Raw genomic sequence first — 23,709 nt, 5'->3', positions numbered from 1 at the left:
CGATACAGTCATTATTTAGCGAAGTACGCGCGCGTCGCCGACGCGACGGGTGACGCGGATGCTGTCCAGGTATTCGAGCAGCGCCAGTGCGTATTTGCGGCTGGTGTTGAAGCGGTCGCGCACCTGCGCGACGGTGACGCTGCCCTCCTGCTGGATGATCTCTTTGACCGCGGCCAGCAGTTCTTGATACGTCGCCGCGTTGAAGGCCACATCCTCGTTGAGTTTGACCAACTGCCCCTGCTCCAACAGCGCGGCCAGCAGCTCATCGCCCAGCGCCGCGCGCACCTCGGCCAGGCCGGGCGGCGTGTACGGCTGCTGCCGAAACGCGGCCAGTTGGCGCTTGACCAGCGCCTGCTGGCTGGCGTCGAAGGTCACCGCGTGGCCGGCCCGCCGCACAGCCGCCTCGCTGACGTGCAGCAGCCCCGTGCCTTCGGCGTAGCTCAGCAGGTCGTTGAAAGCCCGCGGCGCCAATGGCGCGGAGCGTCCCTGGTCCAGCCGTGATTTCAATTCCCCTTTGGGCATCCCGCCACGCAAGGGAAAGGCGCGATGGGTCTCGTCCAGGATGGCGCTCAGCCGGCCGCTGACCTGACCCCATCCGCTGCGTGAGATGACCAGCGTCTCCGACCCCGGCTCTGCGGCGCCGCCCAGCACGATCACATCGCCGGCCGCGCGGGCCTCCAGCAGGGCCGCCTGCGCCAGGTGGTCAGCCAGGCCGCTGCGGCCATGCACACTGCGCACCGGCGCCGGTTCCTCCTTGCTCAGCGCCTGCAGCCAGATTTCGGCCGGCGTGCCGTGCGACAGGGTTTCCAGGCGGTTGATCGTCTCAGGCCGGAAGCGCCGCCAGCGCCGCGCCGGACGTGCATCCACCACAAGCCCGCCGCCCAGGGTGTGGCTGGGCGAAGGCTGGCGGATGATGAAATGATCGCCCCGCGCCAGGGCCAGCGGTCGTTCCAGGCGAAGTTGCACCCAGCCCTGGCGTCCTGGCTCCAAAATCTCACAGTCCAGCAGGCGCACATAGGCCGGCACCTCGGCCGCGCCGCTGAAGACATCTACCAACTGATTGTGTTTGAGAGGCGCCACCGTGGGCAACAGCCGCACGCTCACATCGAGCAGGATGCTGTTGCTCAGACTGCCCGGCACGCAAATCACCTGGCCGCGCGGCACTTCATCGGGTCGCACGCCAATCAGGTTGACCGCCACGCGGCTGCCCGGCCGCGCGGACTCCACTTTTTCCTTGTGGGTCTGCAACCCGCGCACGCGACTCTTCAGGCCGGCCGGCAAAATCTCAACCTCATCGCCGACATGCAGCACGCCATCGAGCAAGGTGCCGGTGACCACGGTGCCGAAGCCGGCGATGCTAAACGAACGATCCACGGCCAGGCGCGGCCGTCCACGGTCCGGCCGCGCCGGCGCCTGTGCCAACTGGCGGGCCAGGGTCTGCAGCAGGGCTTCCAGGCCCAGCCGCTTGCGCGCGGACACCGGCGCCATCGGCGCGCCGGCCAGGCAGGTGGGGGCCAGCAAATCCTTAATCTCTTCCTGCACCAGCTCGATCCAGTCCGGATCGTCAACCATGTCAATTTTGGTCAGGGCGACCACGCTGGTGGGAATCTGCAACAGGTCGAGGATGGCGACATGCTCACGCGTCTGCGGCATGACCCCTTCATCGGCCGCCACGACCAGCAGCGCCGCATCGATGCCGCCCACGCCGGCCAGCATGTTCTTGATGAAGTCAATGTGGCCCGGCACATCCACCACGCCCACGCGCTCGGTCTGTCCGTTGACCGCGGGCAGCGTCATCCAGGCGAAGCCCAGGTCAATCGTCATCTCACGCGCTTTTTCTTCTTGCAGCCGGTCTGGATCCATCCCGGTCAGGGCCATCACCAGGGTAGATTTACCATGATCCACATGGCCGGCCGTTCCAATGACTCGCATTTCCGCTCACTCCCCGTGCGTTGCGGCGCGATCCTTGAGCGATTCTTCGAGTTGCCCCAGCCAGCGCTGAGCCTCGGCCAGGCGCGACAGGCCGTGTGTCTCGTGCAAACGCCACAGGCGTTGAATCTGCCCGTCGTGTACCCGCTGGCGTTCTTCCAACGAGGGGAAGCGTGCGGCCAACTGGCGGTTGATCTTGTCCTGCTCCTGCACCTCATGCTCCCACTGCAACACCTGGCGCTTCCAACGCTTTTCGTTTTCCGCCTGCCAGGTTTCCATCTCCCTGCGCTGGCGATCTTCGGTCAGGCGCTCCAACTCCGCCACCTGGTTCATATCGCGGCGTATCGCCTCCTGGAATCCAGCGATCTCCGCAACGGCATATTTGCTCACTTCGAGTTGCTCAGAAAAAGCCAACATAGCCTCGCGCTGACGGGCGATGATCTCGCGCTGCGCCACAAATTCATCCTGCCATTTCGTCATCTCACGCTGGCGATCCACATCCACCACGCGCATCTGCTCGATGAACTGCTGCTGCTCGCGCTTGATGTCCTGCGGAATGGGCTGAATACTGACCACCGTGCGCTCCAACTTCTGCAGCTTCTCCTGCATCATCGGCGTCTTACTGGCCTGCTCCTCGATGCGCTTGAACAAATCAACAGTTTCTTGCTGCAACTGCACGATGCGTTTATTGTCCTGCACCCGCTGTTCGCCCAGATAGGGCAAGCTGCGCGTACGCTCATCCACATCCTTACCCAGCGACGCCACGCTTTGGCGCAGATTGAGTACCAGCTCGCTCAAACGCTGATCTTCCGAACGACGCAGCGCCAGTTCTTCCTCGATGCGCCCAAAGCGGTTCAGTTCCTTGCGAATCTCGCTGACATTGCGCGCCACGGTCTCGCGGTCGCTCACCCGCAGACGCTCGCGCTCGCGCAGATCGGTATCAATCTGCTCCTCGCGCTTCTGCAGCATCAGCACAACCTCGTTCTTCAACTGCTGCAGCGCCTCGTCCACCTGGGTAAAGCGCACCAACTGCGACTGGGTGCTGACCAGGCGCCCCTCCATCTCCTGGATCCGGCGTGCCTGCTCCACCAACTCAACGCTGAGGCTCTCGATCCGCTGTTGTAGCTTGGTGACTTCACCCCGGTCCCGACGATGTTCCTCGTCCAACCAGGAGACCATCTGCGCCAATTGTGTTGTATCCATGAACCCTCTTTTTTTGTACGTCTGCCGTCCCCGTTACCGCTGTCCATTATAGCATGAGTCTATGACCGCGCAAGACTCCCGAAGTCCGCGATACCATTTGACGGAGTCAACACCTGATGGTAAGATGTCGCCCGGCCCTTTCTTCTGAATCCCGAACCCCGAATCCCGTGCATCCCACTGGGGAAACAACATCTCTATGCGTATCGGAATTGATGCACGCATCGCCTACTACACCCGTGCCGGCATCGGCCAGTACACCTGGCGCTTGATCCAGGCCCTGGCTGCGCTTGACCGTGCCGATGAATTCCACATCTTCAGACACCGTAAAGACCGGACCCAGTTCACGCGCCAGGGCAATTTTCAACACCACGCGGTCTGGACGCCCAGCCACAACCGGTTCGAGATCTACCTGCTGGGCCTGGAGTTGATCTGGTCAGGCCTGGAACTCGATATTCTGCACAGTACCGACTTCATCCCGCCCCAATGGCAACCGCGCGGCTGCAAATCGGTCATCACCATTCACGACCTGGCTTTCATGCACTATCCGCACTTCCTGACCAAAGCCAGCGCCCGCTACTACGGTCAGATCGAAGACGCGGTCAAGCGCGCCGATCACATCATCGCTGTCTCCAACAGCACCCGTCGCGACATCGTCAACCTGCTCGGCGTGGAAGAGCAGAAAATCACCGTCATCTACGAGGCGCCCAATCCCATCTACCGCCCCATGGATCGCGCCCACGCCCTGGCGCAGGTGCAAGCTCGCTACCCCGTGCCCGACGATTTCATCCTGTTCGTCAGCACCATCGAACCACGCAAGAACGTGCAAGGGCTGCTCAAAGCCTTCCGCCGCCTGCTCGACGACTACAAACTCGATGTCACCCTCGTCCTGGCCGGCGCCAGGGGCTGGCTTTCGCAGGAGGCCTACGACCTGGTGCATGAGTTGAAGCTCGACAAGCGCTGCCTCTTCCTCGGCGCGGTGGATGATGAAGACCTGGTTTTCCTCTTCAACGCCGCGCGCTGCCTGGCCTATCCATCCTTCTACGAAGGCTTTGGCTTACCGCCGCTGGAAGCCATGACCTGCGGCACCCCCACCGTCGTCGCCAATGTCTCCAGCCTGCCGGAAGTGGTCGGCGATGCCGCTCTGTTGGTGGCCCCCAACGACACCGAGGAACTGACTGTCGCGCTCTGGCGGCTGCTCACCGACGACCAACTCTGGTTGGAATTACAGCAGAAGGGGTTCAAACGCGCCGAGCGCTTCTCCTGGGCGCGCGCAGCACGTGAAACCCGCGCCGTCTACCAGTGCGTCAGTGCAGCAGTCCCGGTGTCTCTGCCATCCCCACGCACGGAGCCTTGAGATCGTCTGGTGGCCCGCCTGCTCATTCTCACACCGCAACTGCCCTTTCCTCCGCACCAGGGCACCACCATCCGCAATTTCAACCTGATTGCCCGCCTGGCCCCGCGTCATGACATTGACCTGCTCAGCCTGATGCAGCCGACCGACCTGGCGCCGGCCCAAACGCCGCTGCCCGCGCTGTGCCGCCAGGTGATTGCCTTGCCGGCGCCGCCGCCCCGCGCGGCCTGGCGTCGTCTCCTCACCACCATCAGCACACCGCTGCCCGACATGGCGCTGCGCCTGGCCGGTGTGCGCGCCTTCCAGGACACCCTGCTCAACCTGGTGCAAACGACACCCTACGCCGTGCTGCAGGTCGAAGGCATCGAAATGGCGCCCTACGTCACCTGGCTGCAACGGCAACCCGCGTGGGCAAGCGCGCGCCAGGCCGGTCATCTACGCCTGGTCTTCGACGATCACAACGCCGAGACCATCCTGCAGCAGCGCACCGCCCTGGCCGATCTGCGCCACCCCGCGCGTTGGGCCGGCGCGGCCTACTCCCTGGTGCAATGGCGCAAACTGGCCGCGTACGAAGCCGCCCTCTGCCGCCTGGCCGACCGCGTCGTCGCCGTCTCGCCAGCCGATGCCGACGCCTTGCGCCGCCTGTGGCCCGACATCGCCGTCACCGTCGTGCCCAACGGCGTGGATCTGCAAACCTTTGCGCCCGACTGCTGCGCTCCCGCGCCGGAAATGACCGCGCCGGCCCTGGTCTTCAGCGGCAAGATGGACTACCGCCCCAATGTGGACGCCGTGCTCTGGTTTGCCGACGAAATTCTGCCACGCGTACGCGCCCATGAACCCGCCGCACACTTCTGGATCGTCGGCCAGCAGCCACATCCCCGTCTGGCCCGACTGGCCGACCGCCCCGACATCACCCTCACCGGCCGCGTGCCCGACGTGCGCCCCTTCCTGGTCGGCGCGACCGTGTGCGTGCTGCCTTTCCGCATGGGCAGCGGCACGCGCCTCAAAGTCCTGGAAGCGCTGGCCCTGGGCCGGGCCGTCGTCTCCACCACCCTGGGCGCCGAAGGCTTCGGCCTGCGTGACGGCCACGAGCTGCGCCTGGCCGACAGCGCCGCAGCGTTCGCCCAGGTCGTGGTCGCCCTGCTGGCCGACGCGGCGCAGCGCGCGCGCCTGGGCGCGCAGGCGCACGCCTTCGCCACGGCCAACTACGGCTGGGAACGCATCGTCCCCCGACTCGAAGCGGTCTACGCGCCGTGAACGATGCCCTGAATTGGCCGGCGCCGGCACAGGCTGCCCTGGCCGCACGCCATCAGGCAGAAAGCACCGCCGGCCGGCAGCGCAGCGCCCGTCAAACCCTGCGCCTGCTGCTCCTGCGCAGCCTGGCGCCCGTCAGCCGTTGGACCACACCCGCCCCGCCGACCGCGCCGCCGCAGCGTGTGCTGCTCATCCGGCCCGATCATCTGGGCGATCTGCTCTTCACCACGCCGGCCCTGCAGCGCCTGCGCCAGGTCTGGCCCAACGCGCACATCACCGCGCTGGTTGGCCCCTGGGGTCAGCCCATTCTGGCCGACCACCCGGCGCTGGACGAGATCCTGACCCTCCCTTTTCCCGGTTTCACGCGCCAGCCCGCCACCAGTCCCTGGGCGCCGTACCGGCTCCTTGCCGCGGAGGCTGACCGCCTGCGCGCCGGCCATTTCGACCTGGCGCTCATTCTGCGCTTCGACCATTGGTGGGGCGCCTGGCTGGCCCAACGTGCCCACATCCCCCGCCGCTTCGGCTTTGCCGTCCCCGAATGTGCCCCCTTCCTCACCACCGCCGTTCCCTACGTCCCGCGGCGCCACGAGGTCGAACAAAACCTGGCGCTGGTTGCCGCGGCCAGCGGCCAGCCGGAGATCACACCAGGGCCGCTGCACTTCAGCGTGCCGCCGGCCGCCGCGGCCTGGGCCGCTGCCTGGCTGGCTGGCCGCAGCCTGGCTGACCGGCCGCTCGTCGCACTGCTGCCGGGCGCGGGCGCGGCCGTCAAACTCTGGCGCGCCGAGTCCTGGGCCGCGCTGGCCGCCGCCCTGCAGGCACGAGGGCTGACCCCGCTCCTGGCCGGCGGCGCCGGCGAGGTCGCCCTGGCGCAGGCCATCAACCCCGGCCTGCCAGAACCTCTGCCTTCCGCGGTCGGTGAAACCAGCCTGGCGCAGTTAGCCGCCCTCCTGCAGCGCAGCGCCCTGGTCATCGGCCTGGACAGCGGCCCCATGCACCTGGCCGCGGCGCTGGGCGTTCCCACCATCCACCTCTACGGCCCGGTGAGCGCGGCCAGCTTTGGCCCCTGGGGCGATCCGGCGCGTCATCGGGTCATCACCTCCGCCTGGGCCTGCATCCCCTGCAATCGGCTCGACTTCACGGACGCCGACCTGCCCCTGCATCCCTGCGTGCGCGCCATCACCGTCGAGCAAGTGCTGGCCGCCCTGCCCGCCGCAGTGTCCTGAATCAAACCCTACTCGCTACATATTCTTGTGGTCACGCCATGCCTGGTGTACAATAGAGCTTATGGACAATAGTAACCTCGTGCTCGCAGAAGACAAACATTGGTGGTTCGCCAGTCGCACGCGGGCCATCTTGGGCCTGCTGGACCGCTTCCTGCCGGCCGACCCCCAACGCCTGGTGCTTGACGTGGGCTGTGGCGCGGGCAACATGGCGCATCACCTCGCTCATTATGGTCGCGTCATCGGCATTGACCCCAATCCCAAACCGCTGCGCGTGGCGCAGGCGCGTGGGTTGGACGTGCGCGAGGGCAGCGCCGACGCCCTGCCCTTTGCCGACGCCGCCTTTGGCCTGGTGGCGCTGCTCGACACCGTGGAGCATGTGCCCAACGAGACCGGCGTCTTTGCCGAATGTTACCGGGTCCTGCGTCCTGGCGGGCACCTGTTGATTACCGTTCCCGCGCTGATGGCGCTGTGGAGCCAGAACGACGTTCTCAACGCCCATCAACGGCGCTACACCGCGCCCGAGCTGGCCTCCAAGCTGCAACAGCAGGACTTCCAGGTGCTGCACAAGAGCTACAACAACTTCTTCATCTTTCCGCTGGCGGCCAGCTTGATTCTGCTGCGTCGCGGCCGGGCCGAGCCTAAACTGGCGTCGCCCCATTTCGATGACGAAGCCTACCAGGTTGAAATGGAAGCGGCGTCGCCCCTGGTCAACACCGTGCTGACGGGCGTGGGCAAAGTCGAAGCGGCCCTGGTTCGGCGCCTGGCGCTGCCCATCGGCACATCCATCATCTGCCTGGCGCGCAAGCCTCTACGATAGTGAAAGGCTTCTGCGTATGCCTGCTCCACATCGAAATTCATCCGCTGATTTTTCCTGGGCATTATGGCTCCTCGAAGGGTTCGCGGGCCTACGCAACGAAACAGAACAGTTCCGCCCACCGGATGAGTTTTGGACGCACATGCATGCATCCGAACGTGAGTTCCTGCTGGCCTGGCGCATCCTGATTGACAATGCACTGGAGCGCAATGCAGCCAAATCGGCCGCGGCTTCCCCCGCCAATAAAGAGGTCATCGTCCCCCGACGCCAGAGCATTGACATTGAGTTCTAACTTACTGCCCCGTGTCGCGCCGCTGCTTCTCCTGGTCGGCGGGCTGATGATTACCCTGGGCGCCTGCGCTCCCATCGCCCCCCCCACAGCCACGTGGACGCCAACACCCACGCCATCGTCCACACCGACGCTGACCCCAAGCCTCACACCGACGCTAACCCCAAGCGTCGCGCCGACGCTGACCCCAAGCCTCACGCCGACGCCTTCTGCCACCAGGACACCGACGCCCACGTTCACGCCAACGTCCACGGTCACCCCCGGCCCGACCCCGGATGCCCAGGTGCGCAGTGCGAACGTGCCCATACTGATGTACCACTACGTCTCCGCGCCGCCGCCCGAGGCCGATATCTACCGCCGCGATCTGTCAGTCACACCGGATCAACTGGCCGGGCAGATCGAGGCCATGGCCGCGGCCGGCTTCGTCAGCGTGCGCCTGAGCGATCTCATCAGCTACCTGGCGACCGGCCGGCCCCTCCTGCCCCCCAAAAGCGTGGTGCTGACCTTCGACGACGGCTACCAGGACAACTTCGACAACGCCTTCCCGTTACTCAAGCAGGCCGGGTTCACAGCCACCTTCTTCGTCATCACCGATTTCGTAGATGCCGGCCGCCCTGGCTATATGACCTGGGATGAGCTGCGTGAGTTGCACGACGCCGGCATGGACATTGGCTCCCACTCACGCGATCATCCTGATCTGGCCGGTCGCGCAGCCGATTTCCTGGTCTGGCAAGTGCTCGGCTCACGCGAGATGATCGAAAGCCGCCTGGGCTTCACCCCGCGCGCCTTCTGCTACCCCAGCGGCCGCTACGACCCCCTGGCCGTCCAGGTGGTGCAGTCGGCCAATTTCTGGGGAGCTGTCACCACCCGCCAGGGCGCCACCCATGACAGCGAACACCTCTTCGAGCTGACGCGCGTGCGCATCCGCGGCGGCCATACCGTGGCCGATGTCATGCGCCTGCTGACCACGGATTGGTAACATCAACGACCTGCCTGGTTTGGACTTCCCCAGGGTGAGCGTCACGCGTTGGGGAGATGAGCGGCGGGCGAGGCGCCCGCACTCCCAGGCTTCCCCAGGTTTTGAACGATGCACCCCACTCATGCTATAATAGCCGCAAGTTACCCATGCAACCTCGTCAGACTCGTCAGAATGGAGATGCCGACGCCACGTGCCCCGCGGCTTCCAGAGACTAAACTAAACATAACAGACTGCAAAGTGAGGTGAAGCCGTGTTACGATATCTGTTGATTGCCCTACTGATTCTGTTGGGATTGAGCAGCCTGGGCAGCGCCATCTTTGGGCGTCAGGCCCGCCGCCGCCTGGCGCTGGCCGCGTTCACCGTGATCGTCTGGGGCGCCGCCGCCTTCATCTACCTGAACCCAACGGTTGCCGCGCCGCGCTTGAGCCAGGAGCCGACCGTCGCGCTGACCCCCACAGCCACCCCGGCGCCCACGGCTACCCCACAGCCTGGTCGCATCCTCTGGCATGCAGGCCCCAGCGACAACCTGCAACTGTGGATCATGGACGACGACGGCAGCAACCAACGCCAGTTGACCGCCGGTGAGGCCATCGGCACCAACGTCGAACCGGCCTGGTCGCCCGATGGCAGTCAGGTGGCCTTTGTCACCGATCGCCTGGACCCCGAAGCCCTGCAGATCTACGCCATGGGTGTGGACGGCAGCAATCTGCGCGCCATCATGCCCTTCCAGGCCACGCACAGCTGGTCGCCCGACTGGTCGCCCGATGGGCAGAAGATCCTCTTCCAAACCAATCGCGACGAAAACGCCATCTTCCAGTTGTACACCTGCAACGTAGATGGCAGCGACATCAAAAACGTGACCCATACCACCTCCAACGAAAGCCGCGGCGATTGGTCGCCCAATGGACAACAGATCGCGTTCGTCTCCGAACGTGACGGCGACCGCAACATCTATGTCATGAACGCAGACGGCAGCAACCAGCACGCCTTGACCACCGTCAAGAGCGACGAACTCTATCCGCGCTGGTCGCCTGACGGCTCTGAGATTCTGTTTCAGAGCAATCAGGAGGGTAACGGCAACTTCGGCATCTATGTCATGAACGCCGACGGCAGCAACGTGCAGCGCATCAGCGACCTGGCCGCCAACAACATCACCCCAACCTGGGCGCGCAAGGGTCAGGCCATCGTCTTTGCGTCGGATCGTGATGACCCGACCTGGGATCTGTACATCATGGATCGCGACGGTTCGAACCTGCGCCGCCTGACCAACCAAAAGACTGTAGATCGTTTCCCCACCTGGCACGGGAGATAGAGAATTATGCGCGCAAAACAGCGCCGGCTGCGCTGGCCGGCAGGTTTTTGGAACATCGCCGGGCCGATCTTCATCGTGCTGGCGATGACGCACCAGGGTTCCCTGCCCCCGCCAAGCTACATCGGCTCAGACAACGAGCGGGCCGGATTCGGCGTCACGACCCAAATTAGTGACTTCGATGTCAGCCTGCTCAACGGTGGCTGGTTCGTCCGCTGGGATGTGCAACCCGCGCCGGCCGAGCCGGCCGGCTACATCTACATGCCCATGCTGCGCGTGACCGGCAGCACCTTCATCCCAAGCGGCGTTGAATTGGCCGCCGGCGTTGCCAACAACCTTGGCCGCACCTGGATCATCGGCAACGAGGCTGACAACATCTGGCAAGACAACGTCCTGCCGCAAGATTACGCCGTCGCGTATCACGACGCCTATTTCTTCATCAAACAGCGCGATCCCACGGCCCAAATCGCCATCAATGGCGTCACCCAGGGCACGCCGCTGCGCCTGCAGTGGCTTGACCTGGTGTGGAACAGCTACCGCGCCCGCTACGGCAGCGACATGCCGGTGGATGTGTGGAACATGCACACCTTCGTCCTGCGCGAACAGATCAACTCGTGGGGCGCCTCGATCCCGCCCGGCGTCAACGCCACCCAGGGCATGCTGTGGGAAATTGACGACCACGACCGCGTTGACCTGGTGCAAGAGCAAGTCATTCGCTTCCGCCGCTGGATGAAGGATCATGGGCAGCAGAACAAGCCCCTGATCAACACCGAGTACGGCATCCTGATGCCGATCAACTTTGGCTTCGATTATGCCCGCGTCACGCGCTTTCTCAACGGCACCTTCGATCTCTTCAACTCGTTGCGCGACCCCACGCTCGGCATGCCGGAGGATGACTATCGGCTACTGCAGCGCTGGTGCTGGTTCTCGCTCGACAGCGAGCAGTTCGAAGGGCAGTATGTCCGCTCCCTGTTCAACCACAGCACCCGCCAACTAACCCCCATCGGCCAGGCCTTCGCCGCCTGGGGCCACAACCATCGCACCTGGTACAGCGACCTGCAGATCAGCGCCGGCCCAACCTACTCCGCAACCTGGGCGGTGTTCGCGGAACAGCCCAGCCGCTTCACCCTGAACGCGGCGGTCAGCAACACCGGCAACCTGGCCACCGGCCCCTTTGCCGTCCGCTTCGGCCTCGGCTCACCTGATCAGGTCGCGCCGCCCATCGGCGAAGCTGCACTCAGCGCCGGCCTGCCCGCACGCCACAGCCCGCCGGGCAATGTGCAGGTGGCTTGGGAACAGGTCGTCAGCCAGACGCTGACGGTTTTTGCGCAGGCTGACCCCTACGACATGGTGCGCGAGTTCCATGAAAACGACAACACCAAGACCATGACCGTGACGCCGCCCGTCGTGCTCGACCTCAAGCTGAGCGACCTGCACACGACGCCGCGCAGTTGGCCCCTCGTCCCGCCAACCGTCACCGTCACCGTGCCGCTGAGCGTGGACATCTCCAACATCGGCGGCCGCGGCGTGAGCGGCGACCTGGAAGTTCAATTCTGGCAAGGTCGCCCCGACATCGGCACCCACCTGGGCAGCGTCATCCTGAACGCTCAGAACGCCGCCAGCCTGCCGGTCGTCGCCAACTTCGCCTGGCCCAACGTCGCGCCCGGAGTCTACCGTATCTATGCCTACATCCCGCCGGCGCCCGACGACGCCGATGTAGACAACAACCAGATCTTTATACAGGTCAGCGTACCGGTCGCCCGCACCTTCCTCCCGGCCATCAGGCGCCGCTAGATCATGGGCATGAAAAATCGTGTCCGAGTGGGACTCACCCTGGTGACACTCCTGCTGATCACAAATCTGGCGCCGAGGTACGCTGTCGCCACGCAGCCCGCGGCGATCCTCCCCGCGGCGCCCGCCGATCTGACCCTTCTCGGTCAGATCGGTGGGCCCAGCTACACGGTCAAGGTCGCAGGCCCCTTTGCCTACCTGGGCGCCGGCTTCCGTCTGCAAATCCTGGACATCTCCACTCCGGGGACGCCCGTGCTCCTGGGACAAACGCCGCTGCTGCCAGACATCGTACGCAGCCTGCAAGTGATCGGCGGCCTGGTCTACGTGGCCCTGGGCGAGAGCGGCCTCTACATTTACGACGCCAGTAACCCGCGCGCGCCGCAACTCCTGGGCATCTACAATTCCACCGGCTTTGCCCTCGGGGTCAGTGTAGTCGGCAGTCTGGCCTACCTCGCAGATTACTCTTCCCTGCAAATCGTAGATGTCAGCAATCTCCTGGCGCCCACCCTGCTCAGCCTTTACGCCACTCCCAGCGCGGCTCAGAATGTCGTCGTGAGCGGAGGCCTGGCCTACCTCTCCGAAAGCACCTGCACCTTTCTTGGCTGCAGCGGGGTCATGGAGATCGTGGATGTCAGTAACCCCTTCAGCCCACAGATGCGCAGCCGCTACACCACCCCCTTTCCAAGCAATCTGCGCGAGATACAGATCAGCGGCAACCTGGCCTACCTGGCCGATGGCGACATCGGGCTGCAGATCGTAGATGTGACCAACCCGGCCGCGCCCCAACTGCGCGGGACCTATGACACTCCAGGCTTCGCCAGTGGCCTCAGCATCAGCGGAACGCTGGCCTACGTGGCCGACGGACGGGCCGGTCTGCAACTGATTGACGTGGCCAATCCGATCACCCCTAGCCTGCTCGGGTTCTTCAACACACAGCGTTCGGCATCGAGCGTCGTTGTGTCGGGCCGGGTCGCCTACGTCACCGATCACACCAGCGGGCTGCAACTGTTGAATGTGACCAACCCGCCGGCGCCGCAACTGCTCGGCGCGTACACCATTCCTGGCTATGCCTACGGCGTCACCGCGCGCGCACAACTGGTGTATGTGGCTGCGGGTTACAGCGGCCTGCAGGTGATGGACGTTCACGACCTCAACGCGCCGCGGCCCTTCGGAGCGTACAACACGCCGGCCATTGCGCGCAGCGTGGTGGTGAGCGGCAGTTTCGCTTATGTGGCCGACGACACCAGCGGGCTGCACATCATTGATGTCAGCAATGCGCCGGCCATCACCCTGCGCGGCGCCATTGACACGCCGGGCAGCGCGCAAGATGTGGCCCTCTCCGGCACCCTGGCCTTTGTGGCCGATGGTTACGGCGGCGGTTTGCAGGTGATTGATGTCAATCGCCCCATGTTCCCGGCCCGCATCGGCTCATTCGACACGCCTGGCGACGCCGAAGCCATTCGCCTGCTGGACAACCTGGCCTATCTGGCCGATGGCGTCAGCGGGCTGACCATCGTTGACATTCGCAACCCGGCCGCGCCGACCGGCATTGGCGCGGCGGACACACCGGGCTACGCGTTTGGCCTGGCGTTGACCCGTTCGGTCAGCGGCCCTCCCACCGCCACCGTGACCACCACCCTGGCCTACATCGCGGACGGCACCGGTGGCCTGCGCATTTTCGACGTCAGCGACCCGACGACGCCCACCCTGCTCGGCGCCTATACCCAGACCCAGGACGCTCATCATGTCGAAGTGGTGGGAACGGTCGCGTACCTGGCCGACGCAACCACCGGCGTCCAGGTGCTCGATGTCAGTAACCCGGCCGCGCCCATCTGGCTCAGCACTCTGGATACCCCCAGCTACGCGCGCGGACTGCACCTGCTGGGCAATTTGCTCTACGTGGCCGATGGCGAAGGCGGGCTGCTCAGCGCCTACGCCAGCGATGTGCCAATCGCGCCCCAACGCTTGCGCCTGCCGCTCGTTCCCTATCGGCTCCAGGTCATCCCCTTCCCGCCGTGAGCAGGAATTCCACTCTGGGTCTATACTCCGGGTCTATACTCTGGGTCTATACTCCGGGTCTATACTCCGGGTCTATAATGAGGTCTGCCTGATAAGCGAGGTATCTATGCGTTTCTTCAACACGGCCGGGCCGGTCAACTGTGAAAAGCACTATTGTCTTTCTCCCCTTGAACGGATCAATCTGCCTGACATCCTGAATCTGATCGCCCAAGAGAAGTATTTTGTGCTGCATGCCCCGCGGCAAACCGGCAAGACCTCCGCCCTGCTGGCGCTGATGGAACATCTCAACCGCGCAGGGCAGTATCGAGCGCTGTACGCCAACATCGAAGGCGCGCAGGCCGCCCGCGAGGATGTCGCCGCGGCGATGCGCGCCATTGTCAGCGAAATCGCCTCACGCGCGCGTGACTTTCTGAATGAGCCGTTTCTCAAAGCCATTGCCCAACAGGTATTGCAGGAAAATGGACCGCACGCGGCCCTGGGCGAGCTTTTGACGCGCTGGGCGGAGCACAGCGCACAACCAGTCATCTTGTTGCTGGATGAGGTGGATGCCCTGATCGGTGACACGCTGATCTCGGTGCTGCGCCAACTGCGTGCGGGCTATGACAAGCGACCGGCGCATTTTCCCTTGACGATCATTCTCTGCGGGGTGCGCGACGTGCGCGACTACCGCATCCGTTCGAGCCAGAGCCAGGAGATCATCACCGGTGGCAGCGCGTTCAACATCAAGGCGGTGTCACTGCGCCTGGGCGATTTCACACAGCCGGAAGTGGAGCGCCTGCTCTTGCAGCACACCGCGGAGACCGGTCAGGTCTTCGAGCCAGAGGCGCTGGCGACGGTCTGGCATTTGACGCAAGGGCAGCCCTGGCTGGTGAACGCGCTGGCCTACGAGACCACCTTCACCATGCGGGAGGGCCGCGACCGCAGCCGGCCCATCACGGCCGAGATGGTCCAGGAAGCGAAGGAGAACCTGATCCAGCGCCGCGAAACGCACCTGGATCAACTGACCGATAAGCTGCGGGAACCGCGCGTGCGTCGCGTCATCGCACCGATGCTGCAAGGGTACGAATTGGAGCGTGCGGTCAGCGAGGATGACATGCGCTACGTGACCGACCTGGGCCTGATTCGCCCCACAGCCTTTGGCCCACAGATCGCCAATCCCATTTACGGCGAGATCATCCCCCGCGAGCTAACCTTTGTCACCCAGCTCAACTTCGAGAGCACCTTTCAGTCCGCCTGGTACACCCGAGCCGACGGCCGCTTGGATTTGTCCAGGCTGCTGACCGCCTTCCAGCAGTTCTTCCGCGAACATTCGGAAAGTTGGGTCGAGCGGTTCGACTACAAGGAGGCGGGGCCGCAGCTTCTCCTGCAGGCGTTCCTGCAGCGCATCGTCAACGGCGGCGGCCGCGTCGAGCGCGAGTACGGCCTGGGACGCAAGCGCACCGATCTGCTGGTGCTCTGGCCGACCGCAACGCCAAACGCGGAGGGCAAAACGACTGTCCAGCGCGGCGTCATCGAGTTGAAAGTGCTGCACAAATCGCTGGAGGCAACCCTGGCCGAAGGGTTGGCGCAGACCTGGGAGTACGCCGACCGCTGCGGCGCCGAAGAGGCCCACCTGGTGATTTTCGACCGCACGCCGGCCAAACCGTGGGAGGAGAGAATCTTCCGCCGCGATGAATCGTGCCAGGGACGACCGATCACCGTGTGGGGGATGTGAGAAACCCTGCCGTAGGTCACGCCAGAGGCGCGACGGCGCTCTCTGCGACAGATCACGCTCTCCTGCGCGGAGAACGTGGTAAGATGCGCCAACCTGAACCCATGTTGTTCGAGGAGTTTGCATGAAAGACTCGATTGCTTTGTCCGGCGCGCCATACACCGCACGCGCCGCCGCCCAACCACAGACGCGCCCGATCGTCACCACCTGGCTGTACACCGTGGCGGTCATGGTCGCGTTGATGGTGGTGGTCGGCGGTTACGTCCGCCTGAGCCGCTCCGGCCTCTCCATTGTTGAGTGGAATGCCATTACCGGTGTGGTGCCGCCGCTGACAGCACAAGCCTGGCAGGAGGAATTTGCCAAGTATCAGCAGTCGCCCGAATATCAAAAAGTCAACGCAGGCATGTCTTTGGACGAGTACAAGTCCATCTTCTATGTCGAGTACGTTCACCGGCTGATTGCGCGCCTGGTGGGGCTGGTGCTGGCGCTACCCCTGGCCTACTTCCTGCTGCGCGGCTTCATCCCCTGGCGTCAATCCGGCGTTTACATCGGCATCGGCGCCCTGTTTCTCTTTCAGGCCTTCATGGGCTGGTTCATGGTTGCCAGCGGCCTGGTGGACCGCCCCAGCGTCAGTCACTATCGCCTGACTGCGCATTTGCTCACCGCGCTCGCGCTGCTGGCCCTTTGTTTGTGGACGGCGCTCAATCACACTTACCGGATCACACCCGCTCAGCCTGGCGTCCGTGTACGCCTTGCCTCCCTCGGCCTGGTGCTCACCGCCGTTGTGCTCCTGCAAATCACCTATGGCGGGCTGACCGCCGGGCTTAAGGCCGGCCATGTGTCCAACACCTGGCCGCTCATGTTCGGCTACCTGGTTCCGCCGGGGCTGCTGGCGCTGATCGAGCCGTGGTGGCGTAACCTGGTGGACAGTCTGGCCACGGTGCAATTCATCCATCGCTGGCTGGCCTTTGTCGTGCTCACGCTGGCCTACGTCGTCTACCGGCGTGCGGCCGGCGACGACAGCCTGCGCAGCGCCCGAACCGGTGCGGCAACCCTGGTCGCCATCGTCAGCGTGCAGATTCTGCTCGGCATCAGCGTGGTGCTCTTCGACGTGACGCTGCCGCTGGCGCTGCTGCACCAGGCCACGGCCATTACGCTGTTTGCCGCCGCCATCTTTCTCAATCACCGGCTCATTCACGCGACCGCCTGACGTAGAAAGACGAGAGCCTCTCCTCAACCCCCGACCCCTTCTCCTCTCCGCGGTACGGAGAGGAGAAGGGGGGACGAGAGCCTCTCCTCTCCGCGGTACGGAGAGGAGAAGGGGGGACGAGAGCCTCTCCTCTCCGCGGTACGGAGAGGAGAAGGGGGGGACGAGAGCCTCTCCTCAACCCCCGACCCCTTCTCCTCTCCGCGGTACGGAGAGGGGAAGGGGGGACGAGAGCCTCTCCTCAACCCCCGACCCCTTCTCCTCTCCGCGGTACGGAGAGGGGAAGGGGGGGCGAGATCAGGGCCGGCGTTCGAGGAGGACCGGCATGACATCGGTGAAGGGCATCAGCCCCTGCAGGCGATAGTAGGGCGCCAGCAGACCCAGGCGCCAGTCGAGGCGAGCTTCGCCATAGACCGTGGCGATGAGCCAGATGCGCGGGTACTGGCGGGCGTAGCGGCGCACGAAGGCGGCAGGGTCGCCCTCGAAGTTGGGAAAGGTCTCCCGCGGCAGCGTCATGAGCGTGGCGCGGGCCGCAATCTCGAAGGGCTGGCGCGTGGGGCCGGTGTCGAACAAAATGAGATCACCGGGCTGCGCGACCTGCGCTATCCAGGCCACAGCCGCGCGCCACTGTTCTTTGTCTGGCTCCACATAGTAGCGGAAGAGTCCTGGCAAGCTCAGCGTCAACACCAGGGCCAACAACACCCCATGCACGCGCCACGCACGAATCTGCCGCCAACCCATGACCACCAACAGCCAAAAAGCCGGCAGACTGATGATGGCATTGCGATAGGTGAACGTCGCCGCCAGGCCGCTGAACAACAGGGGAAGCAGAACGGGCAGGGTCAGCCACAACAGCAGCAGGCTCGCCAGGGGCAATGGCGGACGCGCGCGCGTCAAACCCAGCGCGCGCGCCGCGCCGGGCCAACGCGCCGCCAGCCTCGGCAGCCCGATCAGCAGACAGCACAGCGCGGCGAGCAAACCACTACGGCCGCTAAAGCGGTAGAGCAGATCACCCAGGGTGGCAAGCGCGAAAGGCGTCTGGTGCGTCAGACTGGGCAATGTCCTTGCCTGCTGCTGAACGATGGACAGCCAGGGCCAGAAGGCCAGCCCCACGCCGGCCAGGGCCAGCGTCCAGGGCCAGAGCCATGCCCGGTAGGAGCGCCCATGCCAGGCCAACCACGCGCTTTGCACCAGGAGTACAAGGGGGCCATAGTAGTGGGTGTAGACCAACGCGGCGCTGACGAGAGCAGTCAGCAGGAGTGTGCGCGCCTGACGCCGGGCGAGCCAGCGCACGAAGCCGAGCATGGAGAGCAGCGTCAACAGCACCAGCAGGCTGAAGGAACGCGTCTCTTGGGCGAAGCGCACATGAAAATAGGCCACGGCCAGCAAAAAGGTGAGCAGCCGGCTCCAGGGCCGTTCCAGTCGCAACGCCCGCCCCAGGGTGTACAGAACGGGCAGAGCCAGCACAGAGGTCATGACCGACAGGAGGCGCAGGGCGTAGGCGCTGTCTCCCAGCACAGAGAGCCAGACATGGAGCAGGGCGTAGAACAAGGGCGGATGAACGTCCTGCTGCAGGGCGGCCAGGGTTGCATTCCAGGGCAAGGACGCCATGTGCAGCGAAAAGGCCTCATCCAGCCAGATGTCCTGCCAGTCCAGGCGTAGAAAGCGCAGACAGGCGCCCAACAGAATGATCCCCACGAGCAGCGCGTGGGGAAAACGATGCATGGCCCCGCGCGCACTGCGGCGCAGACGCAGCGACAGCGGCGCGGCGCGATCAACGGACATAGGGGAAGAAGGCGCGTGGAACCCATGCATAAACAAACAACGGATAATGATACCCCAAATCAGCCTGACCCTGGTCGAGCAAATTGAAGCCACAGGTCGTCAGCGTCGCCAGACCGACGGTTGCGGCCGTGTCCGGGCCGGCGTCCAGCAGAGAGCTGTCACTGCTGCGTCCGGCCCGCCGGCAACTGAGATAATAATCGCCCAGGGCGTCGGTGACAAATCGGGGATCAACGCTCAAATCGGTTGCGCCAGGAGCGATGCCGGCATAGTTGGCCTGGCTATTGTTCCACACATCGTTACGCACCAGGGTCGCTGTGCTGTTACTGCTGACCACGATGCCGCGCTGATTATGCGTGACGATATTGCCGCGCAGGGTGAGTCTGCTGCCGCCGGCCACGCCGACCCCTTCTCCGGCCCCGGACAGATCGTTGTCTGTAATCGTGTTGTACAACAGGTTGGCAACCGGCCCGTCTATGGCAAAAATGCCGCCGCCCTGCACAGACGCGCTGTTCTTCACGATCAGGTTATTGCGCAGCTCAGGCTGGGAGACGCCCTGCAGGTAGACGCCCCCGCCCAACTGACCACTACTGTTTGTCTGTATCACATTGCCGAAAAGCAGCAGGTTGCTGCCGCTGCTGGCGACTCCGCCGCCGGTGGCGCCTGCCCAGTTGTCAAGCACGCGGCTGTTGCGCAATTCACCGCCGGCGCTGATCCAACGAATGGCGCCACCGGCTGACGTGGCGCGATTGGCCTGCAGGAGGGTGTCATGCACGATCAGCACGGCGCCGGACGCCGCGTACAGACCGCCGCCGTGGCTGCCGGCCGTGTTGGAAACGATCGTGCTGGCGCGCACGGTGAGCTCTCCCGCCGCGGCAACCTGCGCGGCCCCGCCGCGCAAGGATGCGACGTTGGCCTCGAAGCGATTGCGTGCAGCCGTCACCTGCGCCTGCTCAACCTGCAAAGCGCCGCCATCCTGCGCCTGATTACCGGCAAACAGGTTGTCATCCACGGTCATGCTGACATCATCGAAGATGCGCAGCCCACCGCCCTTGCCGCCCCCCACGTTGTCGCGCACCTGGTTCTGCTTGAACTGACCGCTGGAGTGAAGCTGCACAAGCCCCGCACCGCCATCGGAAAGCGCGGTATTGGCTGTAAACCAATTGCTGCTCACAATCGCACTGGCATTGTCGGTCACCACCAGCGCGCCGCCCATCCGGAACGCGGTGTTCGTGCGAAAATGGTTACCCGTGATGGTCGCCGTCGCGCTGCTGATCATGAGGGCGCCGCCATCCAGGCCCAGGTTGTCAGCGAAATCGTTCTCCAGCACGGCGCCATTGGCGCCAGTGCTCAGGATCAACGCGCCGCCAACGCCCGAGGCCGCGGTGTTGGTGAAGAAACGGTTGCCCTCCACCCACGGCGTGGAGGCCGACTGCAAAAGCGCGGCGCCGCCGTTCAGCCCGGCCACATTCAGCTCGAAGGTGTTGCCGCGCAGCGTCACCTGGCTGCCTTGATCGGCCACCAATGCGCCGCCGTATTGCGAAACCACGTTCTCACGGAAGAGGCTGTCCGCCAGCGTCGGGCCGGACGCGATCAGGTAGACGGCGCCTCCGCTCACGGCGCTGTTACTCAGCCATTGGTTGCGCGTCAGCAGCCCGCTGGAGTTCCCCTGCATGAGCAGGGCGCCCCCGCTGGTCTGCGCCGAGTTGGCGCTAAACACGTTGTCCTGCAGGATCAGGTTGGCCTGGGCCGTCGTCACCAACGCGCCGCCCAGGCGCTGCGCCGTATTGTTGCTGAAGGTGTTGCGCTGCATCTGCGCCTGCGCCGCGGAGACCAAAACGGCGCCGCCATCCAGGCCGGCATTGCTCTCGAAGCGGTTTTCGTTCACCGTCGCATTGGCGTTGTTCAGAATGACGATCGCGCCGCCGCTGCCCGCGGTCGCGACGTTGCTGGTAAAGGTGTTGCTGATCACCTGCGGCGTGGATGCGCTTTGCAGCATCAGAGCGCCGCCCCCCCCCAGGTTGGCCGCCTGATTGTTGCTGAACTCATTATCGAAGAGGGTCGGGCTTGATCCCTGGTCAACCACAACCGCGCCGCCGTACTGCGTGGCCTGATTACGGCGAAACTGATTGCCTTGCAGGGTCGGGCTGATCGTCACCAGGTAGAGGGCGCCGCCGTTCAGGGCGCGGTTCTCTTCCAGGCGGTTGCCGCTGAAAACCAGGTTGGTGTTCGGATTGAAAAGCGCCGCCCCCCCAAGGTTGGCCGCCCGATTCGCGCGCCAGATGGTGTCCTGCAACGTCACCGGGCTGGCAGCGGTTGCCGTGCCGCTGGTGGCCAGGGCGCCGCCATTGCGGCCGGCCACATTGCCATCGAACGTACACTGGTTGCGCACTACCAACGTGGAGCGATCCACCTGGATGCCCGCGCCGTCCAACAGGGCTGTGTTGCTGATGACCGTCGTGCGCTCCAGCGTCACCTGCGAGGCAAGATCAACCGCGATCCCACCTGCACTCCCAGTGACCGATTCGTTGCCGCGCACCGTGACTTGATCGAGCCACATCGTGCTCTGATTCGCAACAGTGGCACCACCCCCGCGCCGGGTCGCGCGGTTCCCCTCGATGACAACCTGGCTGAGCGTCGCGGTTGCCAACTGAAAGAGGAACAGACCGCCCCCGCTTTCGCTGGCCGTATTGCTGATGATCGTGGTGTTGCGCAGGGTGATCGAGCTGTTGGCGTCGTACACGCCGATGCCGCCACCGCGCAGGGCCGTGTTGTGACGAATGATGCAGTTCTCTACGATCGGTTTGGCGCCGGAGATGACGGCAATACCGCCGCCAAAGTTGTTGCCGGCGAAGTTATCCTCGATGATCAGGTTGCGCAGCGTGGGCGAGGCCCGGTACAACTCGACGCCGCCGCCCTCGACCGATCGGCCATTGCGCACGGTAAACCCGCTGACCACCGTATCCGGCCCCAGGGCGGCATCGAGCGACGTGATGACATGATCGGCCTGATTGCCATCAATGATCGTGGTCGCGGGGTCGGCGCCCTGCACCGAAACCCCCGCCTTGAGCATGACGTTCTCGACGTAAACACCCGCCAACACATCCACCAGATCGCCCGCGGCCGAGGCGTTGATGGCCGCCTGAATGCTGGCATAGGCGCATCCCACGGGACACACGGTGCGCACAACGGTTGGCAGCGCCGGTTCGCGGGCAGCGCGCACGCCGGGAAGCAGCAATGGCGGCAATGAAAGAATAATGAAAAACCAGGCACGCAAGACAATCATAATCCTCTCCGTCAATGAATCTACAGGCTGACAATGGGATCAGCAGTAACCATAACCGGAAATCAGTCTATCAGGTCATCATACGAGAGGCAATAGTAATGAAGTCACAGGAATGAAGTCACAGGAATGAAGGTGCAGTTCCCGTAGGTCCGGCCAGGAGGCCGGACAACGTTGGACGAGAGAAGCAAACTCTGCGAGAGAGGGTGTCGTCACGCCGGAGACGTGACCGACGGTTCCCCGTTCCCGTAGGTCCGGCCTCCTGGCCGGACGACGTTGGAAAAGCTCTGCGGCGGAGGCGTCGTACCCGCTCCCCCCGGCCTCCTGGCCGGACGACGTTGGATGAGAGAAGCAAGCTCTGCGACAGACGACGCCGTCACGCCGGAGACGTGACCTACGGTTCCCCGTTCCCGTAGGTCCGGCCTCCTGGCCGGACGACGTTGGATGAGAGAAGCAAGCTCTGCGAGAGAGGGTGTCGTCACGCCGGAGGCGTGACCTACGGCAGACTGCCCAAACCTATTTCGATACCTCGCGCCCCGCGTAAAGGCGCTGGTAGAACTCGCGGTAATGCTCGCCGCTCTTGATCTTGCGCCACCACCATTCATTGGCCTGGTACCAGCGCACCGTTTTGACCACCGCCTCCGCGCACGAATGGCGCGGCTGCCAGCCCAAAGCCTTGAGCTTGCTCACATCCAGGGAATAGCGGCGATCATGCCCGGGGCGGTCCGTCACCGGCTGAATCAGGCTGGATGGCTTGCCCAGGGTGTCGAGCACCAGGTGGGTCATCTCCAGATTGCGCAGTTCGCTGCCGGTACCCACATTGTAAACCTCGCCGATCTGACCGTGCTGCAAAACGGCATCAATGCCTTCGCAGTGATCTTCGACGTACTGGTAATCGCGCATCTGCAGGCCGTCGCCGTACAGCGGCAGCGGTACGTCATCCATTGCGTTGGTGACAAAGAGCGGAATGACCTTCTCCGGGTACTGATAAGGCCCGATGTTGTTGGAGCCGCGCGTAATCGTCACCGGCAGGCCGTAGGTGATGTGGTACGCGTTGACCATCAGATCAGCACTGGCCTTGCTGGCCGCGTAGGGCGAGCGCGGCTCCAGCGGGTCGGTTTCGCGCGATGAGCCAACGGGTACATGGCCGTACACCTCATCGGTAGAAATCTGGTGGTAGCGCTCCAGGTTGAAGCGCCGCGCCGCCTCCAGCAAAACATACGTGCCATAGACATCGGTCTTGACGAACGCGTCGGGATTCATGATCGAACGATCTACGTGCGACTCGGCGGCAAAATTGACGATGGTGTCAATCTGATGGTCTCGAATAGCCGCGGCCACCGTGTCAGCGTCAGCAATATCGCCCAGAACAAAGGCGTAGCTCGGATCGTCGTCCGCGTCGAGCAGGTTGTCCAGGTTGCCGGCGTAAGTCAGCTTGTCGTACACCACCACCTTGATGTCTGCATATTTACGCAGCAGGTAGTGGGTGAAGTTGGCGCCAATGAAGCCCGCGCCCCCGGTAATCAGATAGTTACGCACAGTCAGTCATTCCTCTTCATCTTCTC

The 23,709-nt window shown here is 64.2% G+C and carries 16 protein-coding genes; 11 read left to right on the top strand and 5 right to left on the bottom strand.

Annotated features, from left to right (window positions below):
* Window positions 1-15: 15 nt before the first annotated feature.
* The gene (gene selB / locus IPM84_02650; protein MBK9091672.1) at window positions 16-1,932 is read right to left on the bottom strand and encodes a selenocysteine-specific translation elongation factor; all 1,917 of its coding nucleotides are present in this window, start codon (window positions 1,930-1,932) and stop codon (window positions 16-18) included.
* 6 nt (window positions 1,933-1,938) lie between these two features.
* Window positions 1,939-3,132, bottom strand: coding sequence for a hypothetical protein (locus IPM84_02645; protein MBK9091671.1), 1,194 nt, complete (start codon window positions 3,130-3,132; stop codon window positions 1,939-1,941).
* Between the two features lie 196 nt (window positions 3,133-3,328).
* Here IPM84_02645 and IPM84_02640 point away from each other — a divergent pair, with 196 nt between their 5' ends.
* The 11 genes from IPM84_02640 (at window position 3,329) to IPM84_02590 (ending at window position 17,082) form a co-directional block, all read left to right on the top strand.
* Window positions 3,329-4,486, top strand: coding sequence for a glycosyltransferase family 4 protein (locus tag IPM84_02640; GenBank protein MBK9091670.1), 1,158 nt, complete (start codon window positions 3,329-3,331; stop codon window positions 4,484-4,486).
* 9 nt (window positions 4,487-4,495) lie between these two features.
* Entirely contained in the window at window positions 4,496-5,740 is a 1,245-nt protein-coding gene (locus IPM84_02635) for a glycosyltransferase (protein ID MBK9091669.1), read from the top strand.
* The gene (locus IPM84_02630; GenBank protein ID MBK9091668.1) at window positions 5,737-6,960 is read left to right on the top strand and encodes a glycosyltransferase family 9 protein; all 1,224 of its coding nucleotides are present in this window, start codon (window positions 5,737-5,739) and stop codon (window positions 6,958-6,960) included. The genes IPM84_02635 and IPM84_02630 overlap by 4 nt, the downstream gene beginning before the upstream one ends.
* Before the next feature lie 61 nt (window positions 6,961-7,021).
* Window positions 7,022-7,777, top strand: coding sequence for a methyltransferase domain-containing protein (locus tag IPM84_02625; GenBank protein MBK9091667.1), 756 nt, complete (start codon window positions 7,022-7,024; stop codon window positions 7,775-7,777).
* A gap of 139 nt (window positions 7,778-7,916) precedes the next feature.
* Window positions 7,917-8,066, top strand: a complete 150-nt coding sequence (locus tag IPM84_02620) for a hypothetical protein (protein ID MBK9091666.1) — start codon at window positions 7,917-7,919, stop codon at window positions 8,064-8,066.
* On the top strand, window positions 8,056-9,042 hold the full coding sequence (locus tag IPM84_02615; protein MBK9091665.1) for a polysaccharide deacetylase family protein: 987 nt from the start codon (window positions 8,056-8,058) through the stop codon (window positions 9,040-9,042). Before IPM84_02620 ends, IPM84_02615 begins: the two co-directional genes overlap by 11 nt.
* Before the next feature lie 250 nt (window positions 9,043-9,292).
* Window positions 9,293-10,354, top strand: a complete 1,062-nt coding sequence (locus tag IPM84_02610; GenBank protein ID MBK9091664.1) for a PD40 domain-containing protein — start codon at window positions 9,293-9,295, stop codon at window positions 10,352-10,354.
* A 6-nt stretch (window positions 10,355-10,360) separates the two neighbouring features.
* Entirely contained in the window at window positions 10,361-12,145 is a 1,785-nt protein-coding gene (locus tag IPM84_02605) for a hypothetical protein (protein MBK9091663.1), read from the top strand.
* 9 nt (window positions 12,146-12,154) lie between these two features.
* On the top strand, window positions 12,155-14,161 hold the full coding sequence (locus IPM84_02600; protein ID MBK9091662.1) for a hypothetical protein: 2,007 nt from the start codon (window positions 12,155-12,157) through the stop codon (window positions 14,159-14,161).
* A gap of 106 nt (window positions 14,162-14,267) precedes the next feature.
* Window positions 14,268-15,875 (top strand): ATP-binding protein, encoded by a 1,608-nt coding sequence (locus IPM84_02595; protein MBK9091661.1) that lies wholly within the window; start codon window positions 14,268-14,270, stop codon window positions 15,873-15,875.
* Between the two features lie 121 nt (window positions 15,876-15,996).
* Window positions 15,997-17,082, top strand: a complete 1,086-nt coding sequence (locus IPM84_02590; GenBank protein MBK9091660.1) for a COX15/CtaA family protein — start codon at window positions 15,997-15,999, stop codon at window positions 17,080-17,082.
* Between the two features lie 294 nt (window positions 17,083-17,376).
* Here IPM84_02590 and IPM84_02585 read toward each other — a convergent pair whose 3' ends face one another.
* From IPM84_02585 to rfbB, 3 genes are all read right to left on the bottom strand, one after another.
* Window positions 17,377-18,864, bottom strand: coding sequence for a glycosyltransferase family 39 protein (locus IPM84_02585; GenBank protein ID MBK9091659.1), 1,488 nt, complete (start codon window positions 18,862-18,864; stop codon window positions 17,377-17,379).
* Window positions 18,854-22,147 carry a right-handed parallel beta-helix repeat-containing protein gene (locus tag IPM84_02580; GenBank protein MBK9091658.1) on the bottom strand — a complete coding sequence of 1,098 codons (3,294 nt, stop codon included), beginning with the start codon at window positions 22,145-22,147 and terminating at the stop codon, window positions 18,854-18,856. Before IPM84_02580 ends, IPM84_02585 begins: the two co-directional genes overlap by 11 nt.
* Before the next feature lie 513 nt (window positions 22,148-22,660).
* Window positions 22,661-23,683 carry a dTDP-glucose 4,6-dehydratase gene (gene rfbB, locus IPM84_02575; protein MBK9091657.1) on the bottom strand — a complete coding sequence of 341 codons (1,023 nt, stop codon included), beginning with the start codon at window positions 23,681-23,683 and terminating at the stop codon, window positions 22,661-22,663.
* Window positions 23,684-23,709: the final 26 nt, after the last annotated feature.

It is taken from the genome of Candidatus Amarolinea dominans (assembly GCA_016719785.1).
GTDB classification, from domain to species: domain Bacteria; phylum Chloroflexota; class Anaerolineae; order SSC4; family Amarolineaceae; genus Amarolinea; species Amarolinea dominans.
This window is presented reverse-complemented; position numbering and strand designations above follow the sequence as displayed.

Excerpts from the sequence above, each read along its gene's own strand:
- selB (MBK9091672.1), bottom strand. The coding sequence starts at position 1,932 with ATGCGAGTCATTGGAACGGCCGGCCATGTGGATCATGGTAAATCTACC.
- IPM84_02645 (MBK9091671.1), bottom strand. The coding sequence starts at position 3,132 with ATGGATACAACACAATTGGCGCAGATGGTCTCCTGGTTGGACGAGGAA.
- IPM84_02640 (MBK9091670.1), top strand. The coding sequence starts at position 3,329 with ATGCGTATCGGAATTGATGCACGCATCGCCTACTACACCCGTGCCGGC.
- IPM84_02625 (MBK9091667.1), top strand. The coding sequence starts at position 7,022 with ATGGACAATAGTAACCTCGTGCTCGCAGAAGACAAACATTGGTGGTTC.
- IPM84_02620 (MBK9091666.1), top strand. The coding sequence starts at position 7,917 with ATGCATGCATCCGAACGTGAGTTCCTGCTGGCCTGGCGCATCCTGATT.
- IPM84_02605 (MBK9091663.1), top strand. The coding sequence starts at position 10,361 with ATGCGCGCAAAACAGCGCCGGCTGCGCTGGCCGGCAGGTTTTTGGAAC.
- IPM84_02600 (MBK9091662.1), top strand. The coding sequence starts at position 12,155 with ATGAAAAATCGTGTCCGAGTGGGACTCACCCTGGTGACACTCCTGCTG.
- IPM84_02595 (MBK9091661.1), top strand. The coding sequence starts at position 14,268 with ATGCGTTTCTTCAACACGGCCGGGCCGGTCAACTGTGAAAAGCACTAT.
- IPM84_02590 (MBK9091660.1), top strand. The coding sequence starts at position 15,997 with ATGAAAGACTCGATTGCTTTGTCCGGCGCGCCATACACCGCACGCGCC.
- IPM84_02585 (MBK9091659.1), bottom strand. The coding sequence starts at position 18,864 with ATGTCCGTTGATCGCGCCGCGCCGCTGTCGCTGCGTCTGCGCCGCAGT.
- IPM84_02580 (MBK9091658.1), bottom strand. The coding sequence starts at position 22,147 with ATGATTGTCTTGCGTGCCTGGTTTTTCATTATTCTTTCATTGCCGCCA.